A 22,817-nucleotide genomic window follows, 5' to 3' on the forward strand; every position below is an offset into this window, starting at 1 on the left:
AACTCCCTGATCTGATTGAGCCACAGCCTGACGGTGCTGTGGCTTTAATAATTAAATGCGTGAAACGATGGCCGCTGCTACATCGGTGGTGGTATAGCCGCCCTGCGGATAAATATCTGGCGTTCCCACACCGGCTTCAACCGCCTCTGCGACTGCTTTTTCAATGGTGCGAGCCGCTTCGTCTTGGCCTAATGAGTAACGTAGCATTAAGGCGGCACTTAAAATTTGTGCGATTGGGTTTGCCACCCCTTTTCCGGCGATATCAGGCGCTGAACCACCCGCGGGTTCATACAAGCCAAAGCCTGATTGATTTAAGCTAGCGGAGGGTAATAGACCCATTGAACCGGTGATCATGGCGCACTCGTCCGATAAAATATCACCAAATAAATTATCGCAAAGTAATACATCAAACTGGCTAGGTTGTTTAACCAGCTGCATCGCTGCGTTATCTACATAAATGTAATCTAAGCTCACTTCTGGAAAGTCTTTACTCACTTCGGTTACCACTTCGCGCCATAAAACGCTTGATGCTAAAACATTGGCTTTATCAACCGAGGTCACATGATTGCTGCGCAACTTAGCTGCCTCAAAAGCAAAACGTGCAATACGCTCTATCTCTTTACGTGAATAAGTTTGCGTATCAAATGCAGTTTCTTCTGCCCCTTCGCCACTGCGACCTTTCTCACCAAAATAAATACCACCCGTTAGCTCGCGCACACATAAAATATCAAAGCCTTTTTCGCTAATATCCGCACGTAGTGGTGATGCAGCGCTTAATGCGGGTAACAATTGAGCAGGGCGTAAGTTACAAAACAAACCAAAGTGCTTTCGCAGTGGTAACAATGACGCGCGCTCTGGTTGGTCATTCGGTGGTAAATGTTCCCACTTAGGACCACCTACTGAACCAAATAAAATAGCATCGGCGTTTTCACACGCTTTTAAGGTCGTATCAGGAAGTGCTTTGCCAAATTCATCAATGGCAGCACCACCAATAGCATGGTGTTCACGGTTCAGAGTAAAGCCAAACTTATCACTTACTGCATCAAGCACTTGCTCTGCAGCTGCCATAACTTCTGGGCCAATACCGTCGCCCGCTAATACGGCAACGCTGTAATGTGTTTTACTCATCCTGCTTTCCTTTGTTGTTTTAAATCAGACACTTTTTGTGCTCGATAAATTAAGTTATAAACCCGAACCATAGCGCGAACAGAGGCTTCGACCACATCGGCCGCAATACCGGCACCGTGATAAGGACGGCCATCATATTTAGCAATAATATTCACTTGTCCTAATGAGCTTGCACCTTGGCCGGTGGCCTCTAAATTGTATTCAATCATTTCAACGCTCATACCAGTTAAGCGCTCAATGGCTGCAAATGAGGCTTCTACCGGGCCATTACCTGTGGCCGCTTCTTGTTTTGCTTCGCCATCAATCAACAAACCTATCGTTGAGCTGGCTACCGATTGAGAGTTCGACGTAGAGTGAACAAACTCTAATTGATATTTTTCATCTTTGTCGCTGATTTGATTAAAGTAAATCATTGCTTCTAGGTCGTAGTCATATACTGTGCCTTTTTGGTCAGCTAACGCAACGAAACTTTGGTATAAGCTATCCATGTCGTAATCAGATTTTTGATAACCTAACTCTTCTAAGCGATGCTCTATAACATGACGCCCTGAACGCGAGGTCATATTTAATTGATTACTTGGCACACCCACACTTTCAGGTGACATAATTTCATAGGTATTTTGCGCTTTTAAGACACCATCTTGGTGAATACCTGAACTGTGGGCAAACGCATTTTCGCCAACAATCGCTTTATTTGGCTGTACCGGCATATTACAAATTTTGGCTACTTGGCGAGAGGCGCGGTAAATTTCTTCGCTTTTTATATCGGTATATACGTTTAAATGGTCTTTGCGCATTTTCATGATCATCGCCACTTCTTCAAGTGAACAATTACCCGCGCGCTCCCCTATACCATTAATGGTGCATTCGATTTGGCGCGCACCGGCTTGAACGGCAGCAACAGAGTTAGCAACGGCTAAGCCTAAGTCGTTATGGCAATGCACACTTAAACGGGCTTTATCAATATTTGGCACGTTGTTCATTAAATGACGGATCATTGCTGCGTATTCATCTGGCGTTACAAAACCGACGGTATCTGGCAAGTTAATCGTGGATGCACCGGCATTAATAGCTTGCTCAACAATTTTGCATAAATCCCAATGTGGTGTACGTCCTGCGTCTTCACATGAAAATTCCACATCATCAGTGTAATTACGGGCAAGCTTGATTGATTTAACCGCCATCGCGGTTGCATCATCTAAGCTCATACGTAGTTTATGCTCAAGGTGTAAAGGGCTGGTTGCAATAAAAGTGTGAATACGGCTTTGCTGTGCACTGCGAAGTGCCTCGCCACAGGCTTCAATATCTTTGGCAACCGAGCGTGCTAAGCCACAAATAATAGGGCCTTTTACTTCAGTGGCAATTCGCTGCACTGAGCGAAAGTCAGCGGGGCTCGAAACCGGAAAGCCCACTTCCATGACATCCACATTTAAGCGGCTAATGGTATGCGCTAGTTGAATTTTATCATCTTCAGTCAGGCTTGCTTTAAGTGCCTGTTCGCCATCGCGTAAGGTGGTATCAAAAATCCATACTTTATCTTGCTCTTGCATAACTGCCCCTCATTCCTGTGTTACCCAAATTTCGATTTATCCCTGCAGCGAGATAAAAAAAACCCCGCAATTGCGGGGTTTTGTTGTTTAGCTCAATGCAAACACACTAATCCCCGCTCACTTGCCACAGCAGTAAGAGGTTTAGTTTTAGTGTAATTAAACGATTAGTTTGCATTTGTTTTCTTGTGTGTGTCCAATGAGGCTTATTTTTATCATTGCAGCGCAGTAGGTGCAAGCATAAAAATGCCATAAAAATAATTACACAAGACTTTTAAGGGATTTTAAATTCAATAAATAGATAAAAAAGAGATAAAGAATTCAACCTTGGAGGGCGTGGCGTTTAAATTAACAAGCACCGTAAAGTACAGTGCTTATTTTAACTTTTTTTAATATTTACTCTTTCTTTTCTGCGCGTACGTAATTTGACGCACCACGAGTAATATAGCGTAACTGCCAAATAACTCGCTCAATTAATTCATCGCGTTGCTGACCTTCAATATCTAGCGCTTCGGCGCCAGCATTAAATACCAACGTAACCATAGCCTCTGCCTGAATATACGCATGAATCGCATCACAGGGCGTTTCACTTTCTAAATAATGAGCAAGCTCTAAAATAAAGTGTTTCACTTCACGTGCTACTGCCGCTCTAAATGCTTTTGAGGTACCCGAGCGCTCACGCAGCAATAACCTAAATTGATTACTAGAGTTATCAATAAACTCCATAAAAGTAACCACAGACGTATTTATTACACTGCCGCCACTGGCTATTCGCCTACGAGCTTGACGCATCAGCTGACGCAGCGTTAAACCCGCTTCATCAACCATGGTTAAACCTAGCTCGTTCATATCTTTAAAGTGACGGTAAAAAGAGGTGGGCGCAATACCCGCTTCGCGCGCTACTTCACGCAAGCTCAAATTTGAAAAGCTATGATCAGCACTAAGCTGATTAAAAGCAGCTTCTATTAATGCTTGTCGTGTTTTTTGTTTCTGTTGTGCTCTAACGCCCGACATCAACAGCTCCCTGAATGAATTTGTAATAAATTTTTAATTAAAAAAATAGCTAATAGTACAGTCTAATACTTGACGGCAGCAGATTGAAATATTATTTTAGCGTACAGTTGTACGCTGAGAAATGAGAAAGATGAAAAAACCACCACTTATATGGACCAACGTCCTGTTCTTTAGCCTGACGTTTTTGGCTGCTGTTACACTTGTACCTTGGTATGGGTTTAACTATGGCTTTACAGGCACACAATGGGCTGCTTTTGTAGCTTGCATGTTTTTTGCTGGATTATCGATCACTGCGGGTTACCATCGTTTATGGGCGCACAAAACCTACAACGCACACCCGGTCGTTGAATTTATTTTTGCCTTAGGCGGCGCGTTTGCTTTGCAAAACAGTGCGCTGCATTGGAGCAGCGATCATCGTATTCACCACGGTCAAGTTGATGACCCTGTAAAAGACCCTTATGCCGCTACCAACGGCTTTTGGTATAGTCACATAGGCTGGATGCTGCGCGACTACCAAGGCGATAGCTACGGTGATTACAGCAATTGCCGCGACCTACAACGCAATAAAATAGTGATGTGGCAACATAAACATTACTTAAAGCTGGTAGTTGCCATGAATGTTGGTTTGCCACTGGTATTAGGTTTAATGTTAGGTGATGTGTGGGGCATGTTATTACTAGCGGGACTACTTCGTTTAGTACTGAGCCAGCATTTTACCTTTTTTATTAACTCTGTTGCGCACATTTGGGGTTCTCGCCCTTACACAGAAAAAAATACCGCACGCGATAACGGCTTTTTAGCCTTATTTACTTATGGCGAGGGTTATCATAACTTTCATCATATTTTTGCGAGCGATTACCGCAACGGCATTAAGTGGTTTCATTACGACCCAACTAAATGGATGATCCGCTCGTTAGCTGCACTTGGTTTAGCGAGTAAATTAAAGCGCACACCGGTTGAGCGCATAGAAAAAGCTAAAGCAGAAACCTTGATGAGCAAAACACAAGGTCGCCTCGCAAAATTGCCTTTAGCGCAAGATAAGCTTACATTATTACAACAAGAGTACGATTTGTTGCTTAAAAAACTGCAAAATTATTGCTCATTACAAAAACAAGTGTTGGAAGCTAAAAAAAATAATATGGCAAAGCAGTGTGAAAAGTCGGCATTAATGGCACAATATCACGAGCTTGAGGCCGCCTGGGAAACACAAAAACAGGCATGGCTAGCACTTAATGCGAGGTTATTAAAAGCCTCTTTTAGTTAAAATAGGAGTGGCTGTGGCCAAACAACCAGAAAAGAAAAAAGTACCCGTGACATACCAATATGATGCAATCATTATTGGCACGGGTCCTGGCGGTGAAGGGACCGCTATGAACCTCTCTAAAAGTAACAAAAAAGTAGCGGTTATTGAACGCCAAACAGCCGTGGGTGGTGGCTGTGTACATTGGGGAACCATTCCTTCAAAGGCACTTCGTCATTCTGTTAGTCGCTACATTGAATACAAAGCAAATCCTTTATTTAACGTAGGCGAGCGTCCGGTAAGACTTACCTTTCCTGATATTTTACGCCATGCCAGTTCGGTAATTTCAAAGCAGTCAAACTTACGCAGCAGTTTTTACGATCGTAACCGCATTCATATGTTTCAAGGCGACGCTAGCTTTGTTGATAAGCACACTATTGAAATTAGACGTAATGACGGTTCTACTGAGCGCCTTACTGCACAAACGATTGTCATTGCCACAGGCTCACGACCTTATCGCCCACCAGGGGTTGATTTCACCCACTCACGAATTTACGAAAGTGACACTATTTTAGGCCTTGAACACGACCCTCATCGCGTACTTATATACGGCGCGGGTGTAATTGGTTGTGAATATGCGTCTATCTTTAAAGGGCTAGGTGCCAAGGTTGATTTAGTCAATACTCGCGATCGCTTATTGGCGTTCATGGATGCTGAAATATCTGATGCATTAAGCTATCACTTTTGGAATAGCGGTATTGTAATTCGTCATAACGAAGAATTTGATCGCATTGAAACCCGTGATGACTGCGTTGTTATGCATTTAAAATCGGGCAAACGTGTTAAAGCTGACTGTATTTTATTTGCCAATGGCCGAACCGGTAACACTGATACCCTTAATTTAGAGGCCATTGGCTTAAAAGCAGATAGCCGCGGACAGATAAAAGTAAACGAAACCTACCAAACAGAAGTAGACAATGTATACGCGGTAGGTGATGTTATTGGCTATCCAAGCCTTGCTAGTGCTGCCTTTGATCAAGGTCGAATTGCCGCAGATGCCATCGCGTGTGGTAATTGTGATGAAAAGCTGATTATTGATATTCCAGCCGGTATTTATACTATTCCTGAAATGAGTTCTGTGGGTAAAACAGAGCAGCAATTAACTGCTGCAAAAGTACCGTATGAAGTGGGACGTGCGCAATTTAAACATTTAGCCCGCGCGCAAATTGCAGGCACCGATGTGGGCAGTTTAAAAATATTATTTCATACAGAAACCAAAGAAGTACTCGGCGTGCACTGCTTTGGTGAGCGTGCCTCTGAAATTGTGCATATTGGCCAAGCTATTATGGAACAAAAAAATGGTGGCAACACCATCGACTACTTTGTAAATACCACGTTTAACTACCCAACGATGGCAGAAGCCTACCGAGTTGCGGCGTTAAATGGCTTAAATCGCTTGTTTAAGTAATATTAAGCACTAGGTAACAAAAAGCCCGCTTGAATCAAGCGGGCTTTTTTAATAACTCATCGTTATTTAGAAACTATTTATGATATTGCGCACTTAATTCATGCACGGCGTTAATGAATACACCGGCATTTTCTGGGTCAACATCTGGTGTAATACCGTGGCCTAAATTAAATACATGGCCATTGCCAGTACCAAAGTCTTCTAAAATAGTACCAACCTCTTGGCGAATACGATCAGGCGTACCATGAAGCATTGATGGGTCCATATTACCTTGCAGTGCTACTTTATCGCCAACACGACGTTTAGCATCACCAATGTTAATAGTCCAATCTAAACCTACTGCGTCACAGCCCGTTGCGGCAATCGCTTCAATCCACTGACCACCATTTTTGGTAAATAAAGTAACCGGTACTTTACGGCCATCGTATTCACGAATTAAGCCATCAACAATTTTATGCATGTATTGCAATGAAAACTCATTGTAATCACGCGGGCTTAGTACACCGCCCCATGAGTCAAATACCATTAGCGATTGCGCACCCGCTTTAACTTGCGCGTTTAAGTAATCTATCACCGAATCAGCTAGTTTATCGAGTAATAAATGCAGTGTTTGTGGCTCAGCAAACGCCATTTTTTTGATTTTACCAAATACTTTACTGCTACCACCTTCAACCATGTAAGTTGCAAGTGTCCAAGGCGAACCAGAAAAACCAATTAATGGCACTTCGCCTTTAAGTTCACGACGAATAGTGCTCACTGCGTTCATTACATAGCCAAGCTCATCGGTAGGATCGAGTTTAGGAATTTTTTTAACATCAGCTAGTGACGAAATTGGGCGTTCAAACTTAGGGCCTTCGCCGGTTTCGAAGTACAAGCCTAATCCCATTGCATCGGGAATAGTTAAAATATCACTAAACAAAATAGCTGCATCTAATGGGTAACGGCGCAAAGGCTGTAATGTTACTTCACAGGCTAACTCAGCATTTCTACACAGGCTCATAAAATCGCCCGCTTGTGCACGTGTAGCACGGTATTCAGGTAAATAACGTCCTGCTTGACGCATCATCCATACCGGCGTGACATCAACAGGTTGCTTGGCAAGGGCACGTAAATAACGGTCGTTTTTTAATTCGCTCATAGCGTATAGAGTCCTAGGGCTTTTAGAAATTGTGCAAGATTGTACCACCATATTCACGCCCCCTCTATCGCTAAGCGATTAAATCGCTACAGAGTAGCGCTAGATCAAGTAATTTTTAATTTTCATGTTGCTTTGTACATAAAACAACCAAACAAACGTTAATAATAAAAACTTTTCATTAAACTATTTGCAACATCTAAAAAAGCTTGATATTGTATCTCCCGCGTTAACAAAACAATAACAAAAATTGTTAATATAAAAATAATAAAAATCTCTAATAAAAATAAGAATGCTTGTTTAAACAAGTCTAATAAAGAAATTAAACCACCGTAATAGGTGGTTTTTTCTTGCCTGGAATAAATTACTTACAACTTATACCCTTAAACAAAATTCCCTCTGGTATTACATCTATTTTACTTGTTGATATACACGCCAATTAAATATATCTTGGATAACATAAGTTTTATTTTTAATTTAAAAAATCCAACCCAGCTTAGGAGAAGAATTATGCTGAAGCGTGTAGAAAAAGCTCAACAAAAGTGGGGGGGTAGCCATACGGTCATCGATAATTGGTTAAACGAACGCCAAGAGTTGATTGTGCTTTACTGTAAAATTGCAGGCTTTTCACCTTATGAGAAAAAAGATCAGTCTTTGCCTGAACCATCACAAATTCAGGCATTTTGCCAAATTTTAATGGATTATTTATCTGCCGGCCACTTTGAAGTGTACGACGATATTGCTAAAGCCTGCGAAAAGAAAGGCCTAGAAAGCCAGCAACTCGCTAATACGATATACCCACGTATTTCAGATACCACTGACATCGCTCTGGATTTCAACGATAAGTACGCTGAGGTAGACGCTGAAGATTTACTAGAAGGCTTTGATAACGATCTTTCAGTAATGGGTGAAGCACTCGAAGCGCGCTTTGCACTTGAAGATGAGCTGATTGATAACTTATTTTCTAATCACACTGACTAATTAGTTATTCAACGTAATAAAAAAGGGACCTAAGGTCCCTTTTTTATTATCTATAACGCTTATTCTGCAGCGGCAGCTGCTGCATCATTTTGAATTTCTAATAATTCAACTTCAAAAATGAGTGTTGAATTAGCAGGAATTTTACCTAAGTCACGATCGCCGTAAGCAAGGTCTGAAGGAATAGTAAATTTGTACTTAGACCCTACAGGCATAAGTTGTAAACCTTCAGTCCAACCAGGAATTACACGGTTTAGTGGGAACGTTGTCGGCTCGTTACGTGAGTAAGAGCTATCGAACTCAGTACCGTCTAACAATGTGCCTTTATAATGTACTTTAACCACATCAGTTGCTACTGGTTTTGCGCCTTCGCCTTCGCTCATTACTTCGTACTGTAAACCAGACTCAGTAACCATCACGCCTTCTTTTTTAGCGTTATCAGCTAGGTATTTTTCACCTTCAGCTTTGCTTTTTTCAGACTCTACTTTTGCTTTTTCTTCTTGTTTAGTACGCACTGATTCGTCTAATGCTGTTAGTACTTCACGAATTTTCTCTTCGTCAATTTTTGCATTACCCGCAAGTGCATCTTCAAAGCCTCGCATTAATAAAGCTTGGTCTAATTCAATACCAATTTCTTTTTTATCCGCTAGGTCTTTATTTAAAAAGTTACCCACAGATGCACCAATACCGTACGCTTGTTGCTGTGCTACAGTATCTAGCTTAACGTCTGCTTGCTCTTTTTTTGCTTCTTGATTACAAGCTGTAAGCGCTAAAACTGACGCTGCAATCAATGACAATTTAATCGTCTTTCTCATTTTAAATCTCCGACACACTTTGCAGTTGCCATTTATTGTAATATTACTAGTTAAAGATTAACGGCCTACATGGTAGGCTGCTTGTTTAATAGCTAAACTAAAAACATATCCAGTGATTAGACAAACAACCTAGGCGTTTAACGAGACCTAGTCTAACCTCTCAGTCACTAAGAGTTAAGAGGAAATACCTGTAATATGTCGTTATTTCGTACTTTTTTAGTCGCCACTTGCTGTTTATTAACAATTGCATGTAGTGATGAAAAACAACAAGCAGTGGCCAGTTTTGAGCACACTGCACAGGGCGCCTTTTCATCTGCGTTATCGCACGATGGTCAATACAGCTTAGTGTCTTCTATCCATCATGGGGTCGCCCTTTGGGATAATCAACAGCAAGCGCTTAAATACCAATGGTTTCAACAGCAGGCTGAAGATAGCTTAGTTTATGCCGTAGCCATTGCTTTTGATAATAGCGTGGCTGTTACCGCCGAAAAAACCACCTTTGCGGTCTGGGATATTGCCACCGGCAAAAATAAAGGCTTTTATAAAATACAAAAAGCCAGCATTCGCGATATTGCCATTAGCAACCAAGGCCAAAGTGTTGTTTACGGGCGCAGCGATGGCGTTGTGGTATTTATAAACCTTAACACAGGTAGGCGCATTGAATTTTTAGGCCATCAAGAAAAAGTAAATACCGTTGACCTATCACCCAACGGGCGCTATGCACTAAGCGGCTCTAACGATTATGTTGCCTACTTATGGGATACTCAAAGTGGGCAAGTAGTTCATCGCTTTAATCACCCAACCCGAGTAACGCAGGTCGCTTTAGATCCTCAAGGGCGCTATGCTTTTACCGCCGACAGTATGGCACAAGCAAGTGTATGGAAGCTGACTACAGGTGACCTTGTTAGTAAACTAAAGTATATTGCGCGTCAGAAAATTTTTACCGCAGTGCGCTTTAACGATCAAGGCACTTTATTAGCAACCGGTTCACCCAATAAACGGGTTGATTTATGGCAGCTAACCAGCGGTGAAAAAATTCAAACATGGCAAGTCACTCCGCGAGAAGGCAGTAAGCCCAAATCGGCAGTGGTACTTGATGTGGCATTTACAGATAACGGTAAATCATTGTTAACTGAAAGCTCGAGCGGAATCGCTGAGCGCTTTATTATACGAGAACCAAATGAACACAATTGAACATCGGCTAATGGAACTTGAGGCTAAAGTGGCTTTTCAAGACGAAACAATTGAAATTTTGAATGATGAAATAAAAGTTCACCAGCAACAGTTGGCAAAAATAAAGCGCCAAACCGAATTGCTGGCTGAAAAACTTAAAGAGTCACAAGCATCGCAACCTATGATGTCGAATATGCCGGAGCCTCCGCCACCGCATTACTAAACTGTTTAGGTTTAGTCGCCTGGATTAAACACGCCAATGATCTGTTCAAATTGGCGTGTTGATGCCTGCACAGCCTGCTCTGGTTGAGCCATTTTATGACCACACTGCATACATTCAACTTTTTCTACGTCATGCTCTTTGTAGAGCATTAACATATCCATGGTTTTACACTCAGGACACGTTGCTCCAGCAATAAATCGTTTTTTATGTTTCACTTCGTTTTTCCTACCATTTTAACTGACGTTATTTTATCGCAATATTTGCCTACTTGATACGATTGATATAGCTAATAAGATCCGTGTTATAATGGCTGCAATTCAATCAAGGCACAGTAAAGTAACGTATTTATGATCCAAATCTCAGAAATAGAACTGCTTCGCGGTGGCAAAGCTTTATTAAAAAATGCATCGGCTACATTATTTCCAGAGCACAAAGTAGGCCTTGTTGGTGCTAATGGCTGTGGTAAGTCAACGCTATTTAGTTTATTAAAGTCTGAGCTTTCATTAGATGGCGGTAATTGCAGTATTCCTAAAGATTGGTCACTGGCCTCAGTAAAACAAGAAACCCCCGCCCTTGAAATAAGCGCTATAGATTACGTACTGCAAGGCCACCCTGAATATTATGCGCTACGAATTGCTTTGCGTGAAGCTGAGCAAACCAATGATGGCGACACTCAAGCTAAAGTGCATATTCAGCTAGAAAATATTAAAGGCTATAGCATAGAAGCCAAGGCAGGAGAGCTATTACATGGTTTAGGGTTTGCTAATAACCAAATAGAAAATCCGGTAAGTGCATTTTCGGGTGGTTGGCGTATGCGTTTAAACTTAGCCCAAGCGCTTATTCGCGATGCCGACTTGCTGTTACTGGATGAGCCTACAAACCACCTTGATTTAGATGCTGTGTATTGGCTTGAGCGTTTTTTACGTGCATACACTGGTACACTGGTACTGATATCTCATGATCGAGAGTTTTTAGATGCGGTGGTTGATCAAATTTGGCATATAGATAAACAACTTATCAATGTATATAAAGGCAATTACTCGCAGTTTGAACGCCAAAAAGCTGAGCGTTTATTACAGCAGCAAGCCATGTTTGAAAAACAACAAGATCAAATTGCCCACTTAGAGCAATTTATTACTCGTTTTAAAGCTAAAGCCAGTAAAGCCAAACAGGCACAAAGCCGCGTTAAAGCGCTAGAACGCATGGAAAAACTTGCCCCTGCACATGCTGACTCGCCATTTGATTTTGAATTTGCCGAGCCAACCGCTCTGCCTAACCCGCTAATGACGCTCGACAAAGCAAAAGCTGGTTATGGCGATGTGACCATTTTAAACAGTATTAAGCTGAACTTAGTGCCAGGCAGCCGTATTGCACTACTTGGTAGAAATGGCGCAGGTAAATCAACACTTATTAAGCTGCTCTCTGGTGACTTACAACCTCAAGCAGGTGAAGTGTTTCAGCATCAGGGGTTAAACATTGGCTACTTTGCGCAGCATCAATTGGAATCACTTGATTTAAAAGCCAGTGCCGTCACTCACCTGCAACGTTTAAACCCTAAAGCCAGCGAACAATCACTGCGTGACTTTTTAGGCGGCTTTGCCTTTGTAGGCGATAAAGCACTCGACCCTGTTGCCCCTTTTTCAGGCGGCGAAAAAGCGCGCTTAGTGCTAGCTATGTTAGTCTATCAAAAGCCAAACTTACTGTTACTCGATGAGCCAACCAACCACCTTGATTTAGAAATGCGCCACGCATTGGTTATGGCATTACAAGGCTTTGAAGGCGCTATGGTCACGGTATCGCATGATCGCCACATGCTTAAAAACACCGCTGATGAATTTTACTTAGTTGATAACGGCGAAGTTACTCAGTTTGGTTACGACCTAGACGCGTATTATCAGTGGCTGCTTAATGCTAATAAAGAAGCCGCTAAAAGCGACACCGATGACGAGCCAAAAGCCCACTCACAAGTAAACCGAAAAGAGCAAAAGCGCTTAGAGGCCGAGTTTAGAAAAGCGATTCAACCGCTTAAAAAGCAAATTGAAAAGCTTGAAAAACAATTGGATAAATTTGCTGCAGAATTAGCTGACGTTGAAGAGGCGCTCGGCGATAACACACTTTATAACGATGAAAATAAAGCTAAGCTCAAAGAGCTAATTACCAAGCAAGCCACACTTACGCCTAAGCTTAATAATGTTGAAGAAGAGTTATTAATGGCCCTTGAAGAGATGGAACAAAAAGAACAGGCATTCGCCGATGAACTTGCTTAACAGCAACGATTTTTGGCAGTTTGCATGTCAGCTTTATAGCGAAGATGGCATGCAAGCGCGCCTGTTAGATTACCAAAACCTGCAAGGTAAAAACGTCAACCTATGCTTGTTGCTGTATTACTTAGATTCTCTCAATCTAGCTATTAACCAAACACAGCTGAGCAAGCTTGAACAATCTATTAGTGAATTTGAGCAGCAGGTATTAAAGCCTCTACGTACTACCCGCGCCTATTTAAAAACAATTCAAACCGAGATTACCGATTACGCCGCAATTCGAAAAGCACTTCTCGGCGCCGAGTTGAAGTTAGAAAAGCAGCAACAAATAATATTGATTGATGTAGTTAATAGTATGGATTTAACAGCCTGTTCAACGCCCAATAACAGCGATAAATATTTGGCATGATTTTTCACCATTATTTTCATCATATCACTTATATTATGAATATTAGCTCGTAATATACGTGGTTACTTTGGTTTGTTTTATAAACCAAGCTGCATATCTTTGGCTTTGTATTGAAACACCTCTTCTAATGGCAAGTTAAAAACTATAGAAATTTTAAAAGCCACTTCTAGAGAGGGTGAATATTTATTTGCCTCAATTGCCATTACCGTTTGCCGAGTTACACCAATAGCATCTGCTAATTGCTTTTGCGTCATTTCATCGCGTAAAAAGCGTAATGTTCGAATAGAGTTAGTTATTACATACTCACTCATAAATATTACCCGTTCTACCTTTATAAAGCTGCGCTATATAGTTGACTATTTCGGCAATCAAAAAAGCACCTACCATGACGTGCATTGGTAAGTATGGAATATTATATTCAATGGCTGGGCCCCAGTTATTAGCTTCAATTTGATACTGAACAATAGCAACACAAATTCCCGTCTGTAATATTATGGCCTTATATTTATAACCCACTAAATTTATTTGCTTTTCTCTCACATCAGGTGGCTGATTTAATTCATTATCACTGATAAATGAAAGTAATAAATAGCTCAATACTATAAGTATCACAGAATAAATTAACACCTGTAGCAATAAACCAGATAACCAAGAAACAGAACTAAGCTGCTGCGTACTCGCATTCATTAGGCTGTTTACATAAAAGTAAGATATGTACACGCTTACTAGTAAATCGATACTCAGCGTCAGTTCTCTAAAACTTATGCTTTGTAAAAATTCTTTAAAGTGCTCTGAACGAGTCATATAAAGCTAACCCCAAGTAAAATATTTTTGACTTTAAAACTATAAGTTCACTCTTTAGCCATGTCAAATATATTTAACACTAGGTTTATTTTATTTAACCTAAAACAAAGCAACGGTTATTCAAAGCTGAACTTTGCTGACCATCTTTATTATAAAAGTGATTAAAAAATCGCAGATAATTTACTAAAAAGTGCAAAATCGACTTAACTTTATTGATCAAAATCAACATCTGCATTGCCCATTTTATAATCTTTTAAATAGCTTGATCTGGATCATATCAAGCCCTGCCAAGCCAGCCTATGATTAACCCATAGACATCAGGAGGCCATTATGGACGTATTCTTTAGAGATTTTTTTAGCGACCCAGTACTATTTTTATCATTTGGATTTTTAGGCGTCGTTATTAGTTTATGCCTCTTCTTTGTGTATTTTTTCATGAAAAAAGTACACGATGCAGATATTAAAGAACAGCATTAAGCACGACGCACAAAGCGCCTTATTAGTTTACTGATTAGGCGCTTTTTATTTTTAAATATAAAAAATTTGCTACACTAGCGCTTCGTTTATTGCAAAGTGCGTAGTACAGACATGATCCCTAAGTTCAAACCCGCATGGTGGATGACCAACCGACACGTTCAAACCATAATGCCGCGTTTTTTTCGCCCTTTTCACCATACTCGCTACGAACTTGCGCAACTTGATACACCCGATGGTGACTTTATTGAGCTTGCTTGGTCACTCCCGCATAACGAAACGGCGCCGCTCGCAGTGGTACTTCATGGACTTGAAGGCAACATAAATAGTTTTTATGCCAAAGGCATGATGAAAGCATTAAAAAAGCAAGGGTTTGCAGTGGTGCTAATGCACTTTAGAAACTGCTCAACCGAAGTCAATCGCCTGCCAAGAGCCTACCATAGTGGCGACACTGCCGATTTAGCTTTTTTTATAAACCATTTAAAACAGCAATTTCCAAAGCGCCCGATTGTGGCGGTTGGCTTTTCATTGGGTGGTAATGTGCTGGCTAAATACTTAGGGGAAGAACACATTCACTGCCCGCTTAGTGCAGCCGCCGTGATATCTGCGCCCTATGATTTGTCATCATCTAGTGATGTTATTCGTAAAAGCTTAGGTAAAATTTACCAAAAATATTTGCTCGATCGGATGAAAAAGTCGATGCAACGCAAACTACCACAAATTAAACAGCAAATACCGATCACCACCGATCAGTTAATGGAAATTGACGATTTATTAGAGTTCGATAACCAGCTTACAGCACCGCTACATGGCTTTGAAAATGCGCACGACTACTACAAAAAAGCCAGTGCCATGCCGTATTTAAAAGATATTGCGACACCCACACTAATTATTCATGCCAAAGACGACCCTATGCTGTCGATTAAAGCAGTTCCAAGTAGTCAGAATGTGAGTGAGCATGTTACGCTGCGTATCTCAGAGAAGGGCGGCCACGTAGGTTTTATTAGCGGTAACAACCCATTTAAACCCGTGTTTTGGTTAGAGCAAGTCGTGCCTGATTATTTTAAGCAATGTGTATTTAATAACACCGATAAAGAGTGGCTATGATTATTCCTTTTGAACAACTTGATAAAGACACACTGTACAACCTAATTGAAAGCTACGTTTTGCGCGAAGGCACTGACTATGGCGAACAAGAGTTCAGTATTGAAAGTAAAGTAGCGCAAGTAAATCAGCAATTAAAAAGCGGCGAAGCTATGGTATTTTTCTCTGAGCTACATGAGTCGGTCACCATAATTTCTAAAAGTGAATTCAAAGCACTACAAAGTGAAGCGCAATTCGACGAGTAAACTTGTCAGACACGGCGTAAAAATAGACAATGGCTTTTTTAACTTAAAGAGCCATTATAAATGATAAAACTAAGCTCAATAGTTATTGCAATGTCGATTGCATTAACAGGTGCAGTACACGCAGAAATTAATCCCTCGGATAAAGCAATTAAGCTTGCACACGATACCATTTTAATCGATACCCACATTGATGTACCTTACCGTATTCACGCAAAATGGGCTGATGTAACTAAAGCTACTGATGGCGGCGATTTTGATTACCCTCGTGCAGTAAAAGGCGGTTTAAACGCGCCATTTATGTCGATTTATATTCCTGCTCATTTAGAGTTTGAAGGCAAAGGCAAAAGCTTTCAATTAGCGAATCAATTGATTGATGGTATGGAAGCAATTGCACAACGTGCACCTGACAAGTTTGCCATTGCCAGCTCAACAAGCGATATCGAAGCACAATTTAAGCAAGGTAAAATGTCGATTGCTATGGGCATGGAAAACGGCTCACCCATTGAAGGCGATTTAAACAACCTACAGCATTTTTTTGACCGTGGTGTGCGCTATATCACTCTTGCTCACTCGCAAAGCAACCATATTTCTGACTCATCATACGATATTCGTCGCAAGTGGAAAGGCCTAAGCCCATTTGGTAAAGAACTAGTAAAAGAGATGAATAATATCGGCATGCTGATTGATGTGTCTCATATCTCGGACGATGCGTTTTATCAAGTGATGGAACTGTCTAACACCCCTGTGATTGCATCACACTCATCACTACGTAAATACACACCAGGTTTTGAGCGTAATATGAATGACGACATGTTATTAGCTCTTAAAAAGAACGGTGGTGTTATTCAAATTAACTTTGGTTCAAGCTTTGTTACTGCTAAAGCAGGTACGTGGGGCAAACAGTTAAAAAGTAAAAAAGAAGCGGTAAAAAAAGATGGTACTAAGTTAAGTAAAGATTTTGATGCGATGTACCGCGCTAAAAACCCTTACCCATTTGCAAGCTTAGAGCAAGTGCTTGATCATATTGATCACGTTGTGAAGTTAATTGGTATAGAGCATGTTGGTATTGGCTCTGATTACGACGGCGTAGGTGACTCACTGCCTATCGGTTTAAAAGATGTGTCTAGCTACCCAAACCTTGTACAAGGCTTAATGGATAGAGGCTACAGCGATAGCGATATTAAAAAGATTTTAAGCGGCAATACGCTAAGAGTGTGGAAGCAAGCTGAAGTGTATGCGGCAAAACACTAGGTATCAGTTTAGAAAAATATAACTAAGACTAACTTCAATATATAACGCGGCCCATAGCCGCGTTTTTTGTTCTCGAGTTTCGTAAAGCTCAACCCATGCTACGATGATCAAATTAATACCGCTTTGCTCTGCCTGAAGCCTCGCACCTAATAACTGAAACCTGTATTTTTCTTGAGACATTAAAAAAGGCCACCTGAGTGACCTTTTTCCAACAATTAACTTAGACGTTAATTATTACTCGTTGAACGTTGCTACAAAGCACCTACCCCTAAGGTAAGAGCGCCACCTTCACATGAAGTAAATTACAGACATTAAAAAACCCGAGGCTAAGCTCGGGTTTTTCGTATTAATTAGCTAGGCTAATTATTACTCTACGATAGTTGCTACAAAGCACCTACGCCTAAGGTAACTGCGCCACCTTCACATGATGTAAATCGCAGCCATTAAAAAAGGCCACCTAAGTGACCTTTTTCTAACAATTAACTTAAACGTTAATTATTACTCTACGATAGTTGCTACAAAGCACCTACGCCTAAGGTAACTGCGCCACCTTCACATGATGTAAATCGCAGCCATTAAAAAAGGCCACCTAAGTGACCTTTTTCTAACAATTAACTTAAACGTTAATTATTACTCTACGATAGTTGCTACAAAGCACCTACGCCTAAGGTAACTGCGCCACCTTCACATGATGTAAATCGCAGCCATTAAAAAAGGCCACCTAAGTGACCTTTTTCTAACAATTAACTTAAACGTTAATTATTACTCTACGATAGTTGCTACAAAGCACCTACGCCTAAGGTAACTGCGCCACCTTCACATGATGTAAATCGCAGCCATTAAAAAAGGCCACCTAAGTGACCTTTTTCTAACAATTAACTTAAACGTTAATTATTACTCTACGATAGTTGCTACAACACCAGCACCTACAGTACGGCCACCTTCACGGATAGCGAAACGAAGACCTTCGTCCATCGCGATTGGCGCGATTAGCGTTACAGTCATCTTAACGTTATCACCAGGCATTACCATTTCTACGCCTTCTGGTAACTGTACGTCACCTGTTACGTCAGTTGTACGGAAGTAGAACTGTGGACGGTAACCTTTGAAGAATGGAGTATGACGACCACCTTCATCTTTCGAAAGTACGTATACTTCTGAAGTGAATGTAGTGTGTGGCTTGATTGAACCAGGCTTAGCTAGTACTTGACCACGTTCAACGTCTTCACGCTTAGTACCACGTAAAAGTGCACCAATGTTCTCACCAGCACGACCTTCGTCAAGAAGCTTACGGAACATCTCAACACCAGTACAAGTAGACTTAGTCGTCTCTTTGATACCAACGATTTCAACTTCGTCGTTCACGTTGATGATACCAGCTTCAACACGGCCAGTTACAACAGTACCACGACCTTGGATTGAGAAAACGTCTTCGATAGGCATGATGAATGGCTTATCGATGTCACGCTCTGGCTCTGGAATGTAAGTATCTAGTGCTTCTGCAAGCTCTACGATTTTAGCTTCCCATTGCTCTTCGCCTTCAAGTGCTTTAAGTGCAGAACCTTGAATTAGTGGTAAGTCATCACCTGGGAAGTCGTATTCAGAAAGAAGTTCACGAACTTCCATTTCTACTAGCTCAAGTAGCTCTTCATCATCAACCATGTCACATTTGTTCATGAATACAACGATGTAAGGAACGCCAACTTGGCGAGAAAGTAGGATGTGCTCACGAGTTTGTGGCATAGGACCGTCAGTCGCAGCAACTACTAAGATAGCGCCGTCCATTTGAGCAGCACCAGTGATCATGTTTTTAACATAATCGGCGTGACCAGGACAATCTACGTGTGCGTAGTGACGAGTTGGTGTGTCGTACTCAACGTGTGAAGTTGAGATTGTGATACCACGCTCGCGCTCTTCTGGAGCGTTATCGATTGATGCGAAATCTTTAGCAACACCGCCGTATACTTTTGCAAGTACGTTAGTGATTGCTGCAGTTAGTGTAGTTTTACCGTGGTCAACGTGGCCGATTGTACCAACGTTTACGTGCGGTTTTACGCGTTCAAACTTTTCTTTTGCCATGACGGAACCTATCAGTTTTGTGTATCTAGATTACATATGAAAATAATCCACCATAGGTAGATTAAGTTAATTTTTTCAAATTTCAAATAGTTTTTTCTGACAGATAAAGGAAGTGTTTAAGGCGATTCGATTGACTGGTGCTGATAGGCAGATTTGAACTGCCGACCTCACCCTTACCAAGGGTGCGCTCTACCAACTGAGCTATATCAGCATCATCAAATTGGAGCGGGCAGCGGGAATCGAACCCGCATCATCAGCTTGGAAGGCTGAGGTAATAGCCATTATACGATGCCCGCTTTAAGGAACCTGTTCTTAAACTACCTCTAACCGTCTAGAATAAAGTGGTGGAGGGAGCTGGATTCGAACCAGCGAAGGCTGAGCCGTCAGATTTACAGTCTGATCCCTTTGGCCGCTCTGGCCGCTCGGGAACCCCTCCATGGCCGCTCGGGAACCCCTCCACGATAATTCTTTACTAAGCACTTCCGGTAAAAGGAAAGTGGTGCCGACTAACCGAGTCGAACGGTTGACCTACTGATTACAAGTCAGTTGCTCTACCAGCTGAGCTAAGTCGGCACTGCTTTAGTACGGGGCGAGATTCTAGAGTAAGGTTTATTGGGATGCAACCAAAAAATTAAAAAAAATGTGATTTAATGCTTCAAATGCTCACTATTCGCGCAAAAAGCTGTTTTTTTGTTGTTTTTAACTCTTTTTAGCTAACTCATACCAGTAATTTAAGCCTTTCATTACTAGCATTGGGTCGAAAATACTCTGTGAAAAATACCCTTGTAACAGCTGACCATAACCACCCGCAAAAATTAAGAGGCTATTTTTTGTCTTTAAATGCAACCTTGCTTGCTCAATGGCACCCATAGTTGCCACTAGGGCTCCGTTTTTTAACCCGTTAGGAGTGTTTTTTCCAAGCTCATTAGCAAATGGCGTGTTTGCATCATCAAATACCCGCTGAGTATTTTGAGTGAGTGATGAGGTCATTAAATCAAGCCCAGGTAATATCCAGCCTCCTAGATGCTGCCCATCATTATTGAGAACGTCTATGGTGGTAGCCGTGCCAGCATCAACAACAATAGCAGCCGTATTAGGGTAAAGCGTATAACCGCTAATAAGCGCCAACCATCTATCTATACCCAAATTACCTACTTGCTGATACGCGCAGCGTAACCCACTAAGCTCACTACTAACCGTAGCCTCAAAACAATCAATATTATGCGTTTTGGCTTGCGCTAATAATTGTTTAAGTAACTCGCTACGACCAACACAAGCGTAAATAACAACCGTAATTTGCTGCCATGAAATATTATTAATATCACATGGCTGTATTTGCCCGTTTTCCCACAATACGGCTTTGAGTGAAGTATTACCTACATCAATTAACAATCTCATGCTTGCGCCTTTCTTAATGAAATCTCGCCGCCATAATAGCTTTTTACTTCGCCGTCTTGGCGAATACGTACACCACCGTGCGCATCTATACCTTCACAAATGCCACGCCAACTACGATGCCCAGTATTAAGCTCTACCTGCTCGTCTGCAAACGCATTTAATGCATTCCATTGTTGATACATAGTTTGTAAACCGTTCTCGCGATATTGCGCTAAGCGCTGCTCTAACCAATAAGTTAATGAAGCTACTAATTGATTTTTATCTAGCTGCTGGGTGTGCTGACTTAAATCAGTCCATGCTTGGTCAATGTGCTGACTGGCACTTTGTGGCATATTTAAATTAATACCAATTCCTATCACCAACTGACACGGCCCTTGTGGTTGCCCGTCTAATTCAACTAATACGCCAGCGAGCTTTTGTTTGTTTATGTAAATGTCGTTTGGCCACTTTAACTCTACATCAATACCATAAAGTGCTTTTATCGCATCATACACCGCTAAACCAACAGCAATCGATACACCCATAGCGGCTTGTAAACCATCATCTAATCGCCAAAAATAGCTGTAGTATAAGTTGGCACCAAATGGCGATTGCCATACACGCCCTCGACGCCCGCGCCCTGCTTGCTGCATTTCGGCAACGATTACCGTGCCCGACTGAAGTGGTGTTTTAGCCTGAATGCGGCGCATTAGTTCGCTGTTGGTTGAATCAATGAGCGGCTGCACTTCAATATTAGCGGTATTTTGCCCTAACTCAGCATAAATCTGTTGTATTTTTTCCTGATTAAGTAATCCTACTTGGTTATTTAAGCAATAGCCTTTACCTGTAACTTTAAATACATCTAAGCCCATAGCTTGTAAGCTTTGAATGTGTTTACTAACAGCGGCACGACTAATCCCTAATTCCCCTCCTAAAGCTTGCCCAGAGACAAACCCACCTTTATTAAGCGCATTTAAAATAGCCAGCTTGTTTCCATCAGGTGCTTTCATGCTGATTGCTCCAAAGAGATATGGCATTCATTGTGTTGATCAATTAACCGCACTTCGTGTTCTAAGCTTATGTTATAGCGCGCTAAAACAGTGTTTTGAATATGGGTGATCATGCTGATCAAATCATCCCCTGTACTGTGACCATGGTTAACGAGCACCAAAGCTTGCTGCTGATGCACTTCAATACCGGCAATCTTATATCCCTTTAACCCCGCTTGTTCTATTAACCATCCCGCTGCGACTTTATGATGACCGGCTCCGTGTGGGTAATGAGGTAACTCAGGAAACTGCGCAAGTAACGGCACTAACGCAGCATTCGTAATAATTGGGTTTTTAAAAAAACTCCCAGCATTAGCTAGTTTATAAGGGTCTGGGAGTTTGCTATTGCGTGTTTGTATCACCTGCTCACATACTTGCTGTGGCGTCGGATTTTTTAGTTGTTTAAGCGGCCCATAACTGAGTACTGGTTGCCATATTTTTGGCAGTTTAAAGTGCACTTGGGTGATCACCGCTTTATTTTTTAGCGCATGTTTAAAAACCGATTCACGATAAGCAAAGTGGCATTGCTGATTAGTTAAAGATTTGAAGCAGTTGCTATTAATATCAAAATAGTCAACAGCTTCTATAAATTGTGCTATTTCTACACCGTAGGCACCAATATTTTGCACTGGCGCGGCACCGACTGTGCCAGGTATGAGTGCTAAATTTTCAACCCCTGCTATGCTTTGCTCAAGCAAGTAAGTCACTAATTGATGCCAATTTTCACCGGCAGCCGCACTGACTAAAAAATCATTTTCCCGTTCAGCAATATTAATTCCTTGGGTCGCCATTTTAATAACCGTGCCAGCATAATCATTTAAAAAAATGGTATTACTGCCCTCCCCTAACAGACAAAAAGGCGCGTTAAAGCTCTGAGTTTGAAGCTGCGCTGAGTCGGTGATCTCAATAAAATTTTGGCATTGGCTACTTAATGCAAATGTATGTAGGGGTTGTAATGAGTGCGCCACAAGGGTCCTAAAGGTACCAGTAATTAATCGCTCTAGTTTAACTCATCGTCGCAAATTGCGCATCAGCTTGTAAAA

At 41.5% G+C, this 22,817-nt stretch carries 22 protein-coding genes and 4 tRNA genes; 10 read left to right on the forward strand and 16 right to left on the reverse strand.

What is annotated here, in order from left to right:
- Positions 1–51: 51 nt before the first annotated feature.
- The 3 genes from leuB to fabR all read right to left on the reverse strand — a co-directional run bounded on the left by leuB (position 52) and on the right by fabR (position 3,689).
- Positions 52–1,128, reverse strand: coding sequence for a 3-isopropylmalate dehydrogenase (gene leuB, locus PISS_RS15040; protein ID WP_013466156.1), 1,077 nt, complete (start codon positions 1,126–1,128; stop codon positions 52–54).
- Positions 1,125–2,678, reverse strand: a complete 1,554-nt coding sequence (gene leuA, locus PISS_RS15045) for a 2-isopropylmalate synthase (RefSeq protein WP_013466157.1) — start codon at positions 2,676–2,678, stop codon at positions 1,125–1,127. The genes leuB and leuA overlap by 4 nt, the downstream gene beginning before the upstream one ends.
- Before the next feature lie 393 nt (positions 2,679–3,071).
- Positions 3,072–3,689, reverse strand: a complete 618-nt coding sequence (gene fabR / locus PISS_RS15050; protein ID WP_013466159.1) for an HTH-type transcriptional repressor FabR — start codon at positions 3,687–3,689, stop codon at positions 3,072–3,074.
- A 130-nt stretch (positions 3,690–3,819) separates the two neighbouring features.
- Between fabR and PISS_RS15055 the strand changes: the two genes are divergently transcribed.
- Together PISS_RS15055 and sthA are read left to right on the forward strand one after the other, a co-directional pair.
- Positions 3,820–4,953: an acyl-CoA desaturase gene (locus tag PISS_RS15055; RefSeq protein ID WP_024602170.1), complete on the forward strand. Its 1,134-nt coding sequence runs from the start codon at positions 3,820–3,822 to the stop codon at positions 4,951–4,953.
- 13 nt (positions 4,954–4,966) lie between these two features.
- Positions 4,967–6,397 (forward strand): Si-specific NAD(P)(+) transhydrogenase, encoded by a 1,431-nt coding sequence (gene sthA / locus PISS_RS15060; RefSeq protein WP_016900074.1) that lies wholly within the window; start codon positions 4,967–4,969, stop codon positions 6,395–6,397.
- Between the two features lie 73 nt (positions 6,398–6,470).
- On the opposite strand, the gene hemE is transcribed toward sthA, so the two are convergent.
- Positions 6,471–7,535, reverse strand: a complete 1,065-nt coding sequence (hemE, locus tag PISS_RS15065; protein ID WP_013466162.1) for a uroporphyrinogen decarboxylase — start codon at positions 7,533–7,535, stop codon at positions 6,471–6,473.
- A 507-nt stretch (positions 7,536–8,042) separates the two neighbouring features.
- On the opposite strand from hemE, the gene PISS_RS15070 reads away from it, so the two are divergent.
- Complete coding sequence (locus tag PISS_RS15070) at positions 8,043–8,513, forward strand: Rsd/AlgQ family anti-sigma factor (protein ID WP_013466164.1); 471 nt, start codon at positions 8,043–8,045, stop codon at positions 8,511–8,513.
- A 59-nt stretch (positions 8,514–8,572) separates the two neighbouring features.
- Here the strand turns inward: PISS_RS15070 and fkpA are convergent, their stop codons facing one another.
- On the reverse strand, positions 8,573–9,325 hold the full coding sequence (gene fkpA / locus PISS_RS15075; protein WP_013466165.1) for an FKBP-type peptidyl-prolyl cis-trans isomerase: 753 nt from the start codon (positions 9,323–9,325) through the stop codon (positions 8,573–8,575).
- A gap of 195 nt (positions 9,326–9,520) precedes the next feature.
- Here fkpA and PISS_RS15080 point away from each other — a divergent pair, with 195 nt between their 5' ends.
- Together PISS_RS15080 and PISS_RS15085 are read left to right on the forward strand one after the other, a co-directional pair.
- On the forward strand, positions 9,521–10,519 hold the full coding sequence (locus PISS_RS15080; protein ID WP_058155353.1) for a WD40 repeat domain-containing protein: 999 nt from the start codon (positions 9,521–9,523) through the stop codon (positions 10,517–10,519).
- Positions 10,506–10,721: a SlyX family protein gene (locus tag PISS_RS15085; protein ID WP_013466167.1), complete on the forward strand. Its 216-nt coding sequence runs from the start codon at positions 10,506–10,508 to the stop codon at positions 10,719–10,721. The genes PISS_RS15080 and PISS_RS15085 overlap by 14 nt, the downstream gene beginning before the upstream one ends.
- Positions 10,722–10,732: 11 nt before the next feature.
- On the opposite strand, the gene PISS_RS15090 is transcribed toward PISS_RS15085, so the two are convergent.
- Positions 10,733–10,936 (reverse strand): YheV family putative zinc ribbon protein, encoded by a 204-nt coding sequence (locus PISS_RS15090; RefSeq protein ID WP_008114218.1) that lies wholly within the window; start codon positions 10,934–10,936, stop codon positions 10,733–10,735.
- A 132-nt stretch (positions 10,937–11,068) separates the two neighbouring features.
- Between PISS_RS15090 and PISS_RS15095 the strand changes: the two genes are divergently transcribed.
- Positions 11,069–12,988 (forward strand): ATP-binding cassette domain-containing protein, encoded by a 1,920-nt coding sequence (locus PISS_RS15095; protein ID WP_013466169.1) that lies wholly within the window; start codon positions 11,069–11,071, stop codon positions 12,986–12,988.
- Complete coding sequence (locus tag PISS_RS15100) at positions 12,975–13,391, forward strand: TIGR02444 family protein (RefSeq protein WP_013466170.1); 417 nt, start codon at positions 12,975–12,977, stop codon at positions 13,389–13,391. Before PISS_RS15095 ends, PISS_RS15100 begins: the two co-directional genes overlap by 14 nt.
- 77 nt (positions 13,392–13,468) lie before the next feature.
- Here PISS_RS15100 and PISS_RS15105 read toward each other — a convergent pair whose 3' ends face one another.
- Positions 13,469–13,702 carry a helix-turn-helix transcriptional regulator gene (locus PISS_RS15105; RefSeq protein WP_013466171.1) on the reverse strand — a complete coding sequence of 78 codons (234 nt, stop codon included), beginning with the start codon at positions 13,700–13,702 and terminating at the stop codon, positions 13,469–13,471.
- Complete coding sequence (locus PISS_RS15110) at positions 13,695–14,195, reverse strand: hypothetical protein (RefSeq protein WP_013466172.1); 501 nt, start codon at positions 14,193–14,195, stop codon at positions 13,695–13,697. Before PISS_RS15110 ends, PISS_RS15105 begins: the two co-directional genes overlap by 8 nt.
- 588 nt (positions 14,196–14,783) lie before the next feature.
- Between PISS_RS15110 and PISS_RS15115 the strand changes: the two genes are divergently transcribed.
- Genes PISS_RS15115 through PISS_RS15125 form a run of 3 tightly spaced genes read left to right on the forward strand, consistent with a single transcriptional unit; the run spans position 14,784 to position 17,269 of the window.
- The gene (locus PISS_RS15115) at positions 14,784–15,776 is read left to right on the forward strand and encodes a hydrolase (RefSeq protein ID WP_013466176.1); all 993 of its coding nucleotides are present in this window, start codon (positions 14,784–14,786) and stop codon (positions 15,774–15,776) included.
- The gene (locus tag PISS_RS15120; protein ID WP_008114225.1) at positions 15,773–16,018 is read left to right on the forward strand and encodes a YheU family protein; all 246 of its coding nucleotides are present in this window, start codon (positions 15,773–15,775) and stop codon (positions 16,016–16,018) included. The genes PISS_RS15115 and PISS_RS15120 overlap by 4 nt, the downstream gene beginning before the upstream one ends.
- A 60-nt stretch (positions 16,019–16,078) precedes the next feature.
- Positions 16,079–17,269, forward strand: coding sequence for a dipeptidase (locus tag PISS_RS15125; protein WP_058155354.1), 1,191 nt, complete (start codon positions 16,079–16,081; stop codon positions 17,267–17,269).
- An 894-nt stretch (positions 17,270–18,163) separates the two neighbouring features.
- On the opposite strand, the gene tuf is transcribed toward PISS_RS15125, so the two are convergent.
- The 8 genes from tuf to murB all read right to left on the reverse strand — a co-directional run bounded on the left by tuf (position 18,164) and on the right by murB (position 22,742).
- Positions 18,164–19,348, reverse strand: a complete 1,185-nt coding sequence (gene tuf, locus PISS_RS15130; RefSeq protein ID WP_013463851.1) for an elongation factor Tu — start codon at positions 19,346–19,348, stop codon at positions 18,164–18,166.
- Between the two features lie 135 nt (positions 19,349–19,483).
- A tRNA-Thr gene (locus tag PISS_RS15135) sits at positions 19,484–19,559 on the reverse strand.
- Between the two features lie 10 nt (positions 19,560–19,569).
- Positions 19,570–19,644: transfer RNA gene (locus PISS_RS15140), tRNA-Gly, on the reverse strand.
- 46 nt (positions 19,645–19,690) lie between these two features.
- Positions 19,691–19,784 (reverse strand) — tRNA-Tyr (locus tag PISS_RS15145).
- A gap of 61 nt (positions 19,785–19,845) precedes the next feature.
- A tRNA-Thr gene (locus tag PISS_RS15150) sits at positions 19,846–19,921 on the reverse strand.
- 126 nt (positions 19,922–20,047) lie between these two features.
- Positions 20,048–20,746, reverse strand: a complete 699-nt coding sequence (locus tag PISS_RS15155; protein WP_058155355.1) for a type III pantothenate kinase — start codon at positions 20,744–20,746, stop codon at positions 20,048–20,050.
- Positions 20,743–21,735 carry a bifunctional biotin--[acetyl-CoA-carboxylase] ligase/biotin operon repressor BirA gene (gene birA / locus PISS_RS15160; RefSeq protein WP_058155356.1) on the reverse strand — a complete coding sequence of 331 codons (993 nt, stop codon included), beginning with the start codon at positions 21,733–21,735 and terminating at the stop codon, positions 20,743–20,745. Before birA ends, PISS_RS15155 begins: the two co-directional genes overlap by 4 nt.
- Complete coding sequence (gene murB / locus PISS_RS15165; RefSeq protein WP_058155357.1) at positions 21,732–22,742, reverse strand: UDP-N-acetylmuramate dehydrogenase; 1,011 nt, start codon at positions 22,740–22,742, stop codon at positions 21,732–21,734. Before murB ends, birA begins: the two co-directional genes overlap by 4 nt.
- Positions 22,743–22,817: the final 75 nt, after the last annotated feature.

This window comes from Pseudoalteromonas issachenkonii (assembly GCF_002310795.1).
GTDB classification, from domain to species: Bacteria; Pseudomonadota; Gammaproteobacteria; order Enterobacterales; family Alteromonadaceae; genus Pseudoalteromonas; species Pseudoalteromonas tetraodonis.

What these genes read in the sequence shown, in the direction of transcription:
- PISS_RS15125 (WP_058155354.1), top strand. Translation starts at nt 16,079, where the DNA reads ATGATAAAACTAAGCTCAATAGTTATTGCAATGTCGATTGCATTAACA.
- PISS_RS15070 (WP_013466164.1), top strand. Translation starts at nt 8,043, where the DNA reads ATGCTGAAGCGTGTAGAAAAAGCTCAACAAAAGTGGGGGGGTAGCCAT.
- PISS_RS15055 (WP_024602170.1), top strand. Translation starts at nt 3,820, where the DNA reads ATGAAAAAACCACCACTTATATGGACCAACGTCCTGTTCTTTAGCCTG.
- PISS_RS15100 (WP_013466170.1), top strand. Translation starts at nt 12,975, where the DNA reads ATGAACTTGCTTAACAGCAACGATTTTTGGCAGTTTGCATGTCAGCTT.
- PISS_RS15095 (WP_013466169.1), top strand. Translation starts at nt 11,069, where the DNA reads ATGATCCAAATCTCAGAAATAGAACTGCTTCGCGGTGGCAAAGCTTTA.
- leuB (WP_013466156.1), bottom strand. Translation starts at nt 1,128, where the DNA reads ATGAGTAAAACACATTACAGCGTTGCCGTATTAGCGGGCGACGGTATT.
- PISS_RS15120 (WP_008114225.1), top strand. Translation starts at nt 15,773, where the DNA reads ATGATTATTCCTTTTGAACAACTTGATAAAGACACACTGTACAACCTA.
- PISS_RS15115 (WP_013466176.1), top strand. Translation starts at nt 14,784, where the DNA reads ATGATCCCTAAGTTCAAACCCGCATGGTGGATGACCAACCGACACGTT.
- PISS_RS15155 (WP_058155355.1), bottom strand. Translation starts at nt 20,746, where the DNA reads ATGAGATTGTTAATTGATGTAGGTAATACTTCACTCAAAGCCGTATTG.
- PISS_RS15110 (WP_013466172.1), bottom strand. Translation starts at nt 14,195, where the DNA reads ATGACTCGTTCAGAGCACTTTAAAGAATTTTTACAAAGCATAAGTTTT.
- fkpA (WP_013466165.1), bottom strand. Translation starts at nt 9,325, where the DNA reads ATGAGAAAGACGATTAAATTGTCATTGATTGCAGCGTCAGTTTTAGCG.
- leuA (WP_013466157.1), bottom strand. Translation starts at nt 2,678, where the DNA reads ATGCAAGAGCAAGATAAAGTATGGATTTTTGATACCACCTTACGCGAT.
- birA (WP_058155356.1), bottom strand. Translation starts at nt 21,735, where the DNA reads ATGAAAGCACCTGATGGAAACAAGCTGGCTATTTTAAATGCGCTTAAT.
- tuf (WP_013463851.1), bottom strand. Translation starts at nt 19,348, where the DNA reads ATGGCAAAAGAAAAGTTTGAACGCGTAAAACCGCACGTAAACGTTGGT.
- hemE (WP_013466162.1), bottom strand. Translation starts at nt 7,535, where the DNA reads ATGAGCGAATTAAAAAACGACCGTTATTTACGTGCCCTTGCCAAGCAA.
- PISS_RS15085 (WP_013466167.1), top strand. Translation starts at nt 10,506, where the DNA reads ATGAACACAATTGAACATCGGCTAATGGAACTTGAGGCTAAAGTGGCT.
- PISS_RS15105 (WP_013466171.1), bottom strand. Translation starts at nt 13,702, where the DNA reads ATGAGTGAGTATGTAATAACTAACTCTATTCGAACATTACGCTTTTTA.
- PISS_RS15080 (WP_058155353.1), top strand. Translation starts at nt 9,521, where the DNA reads ATGTCGTTATTTCGTACTTTTTTAGTCGCCACTTGCTGTTTATTAACA.
- fabR (WP_013466159.1), bottom strand. Translation starts at nt 3,689, where the DNA reads ATGTCGGGCGTTAGAGCACAACAGAAACAAAAAACACGACAAGCATTA.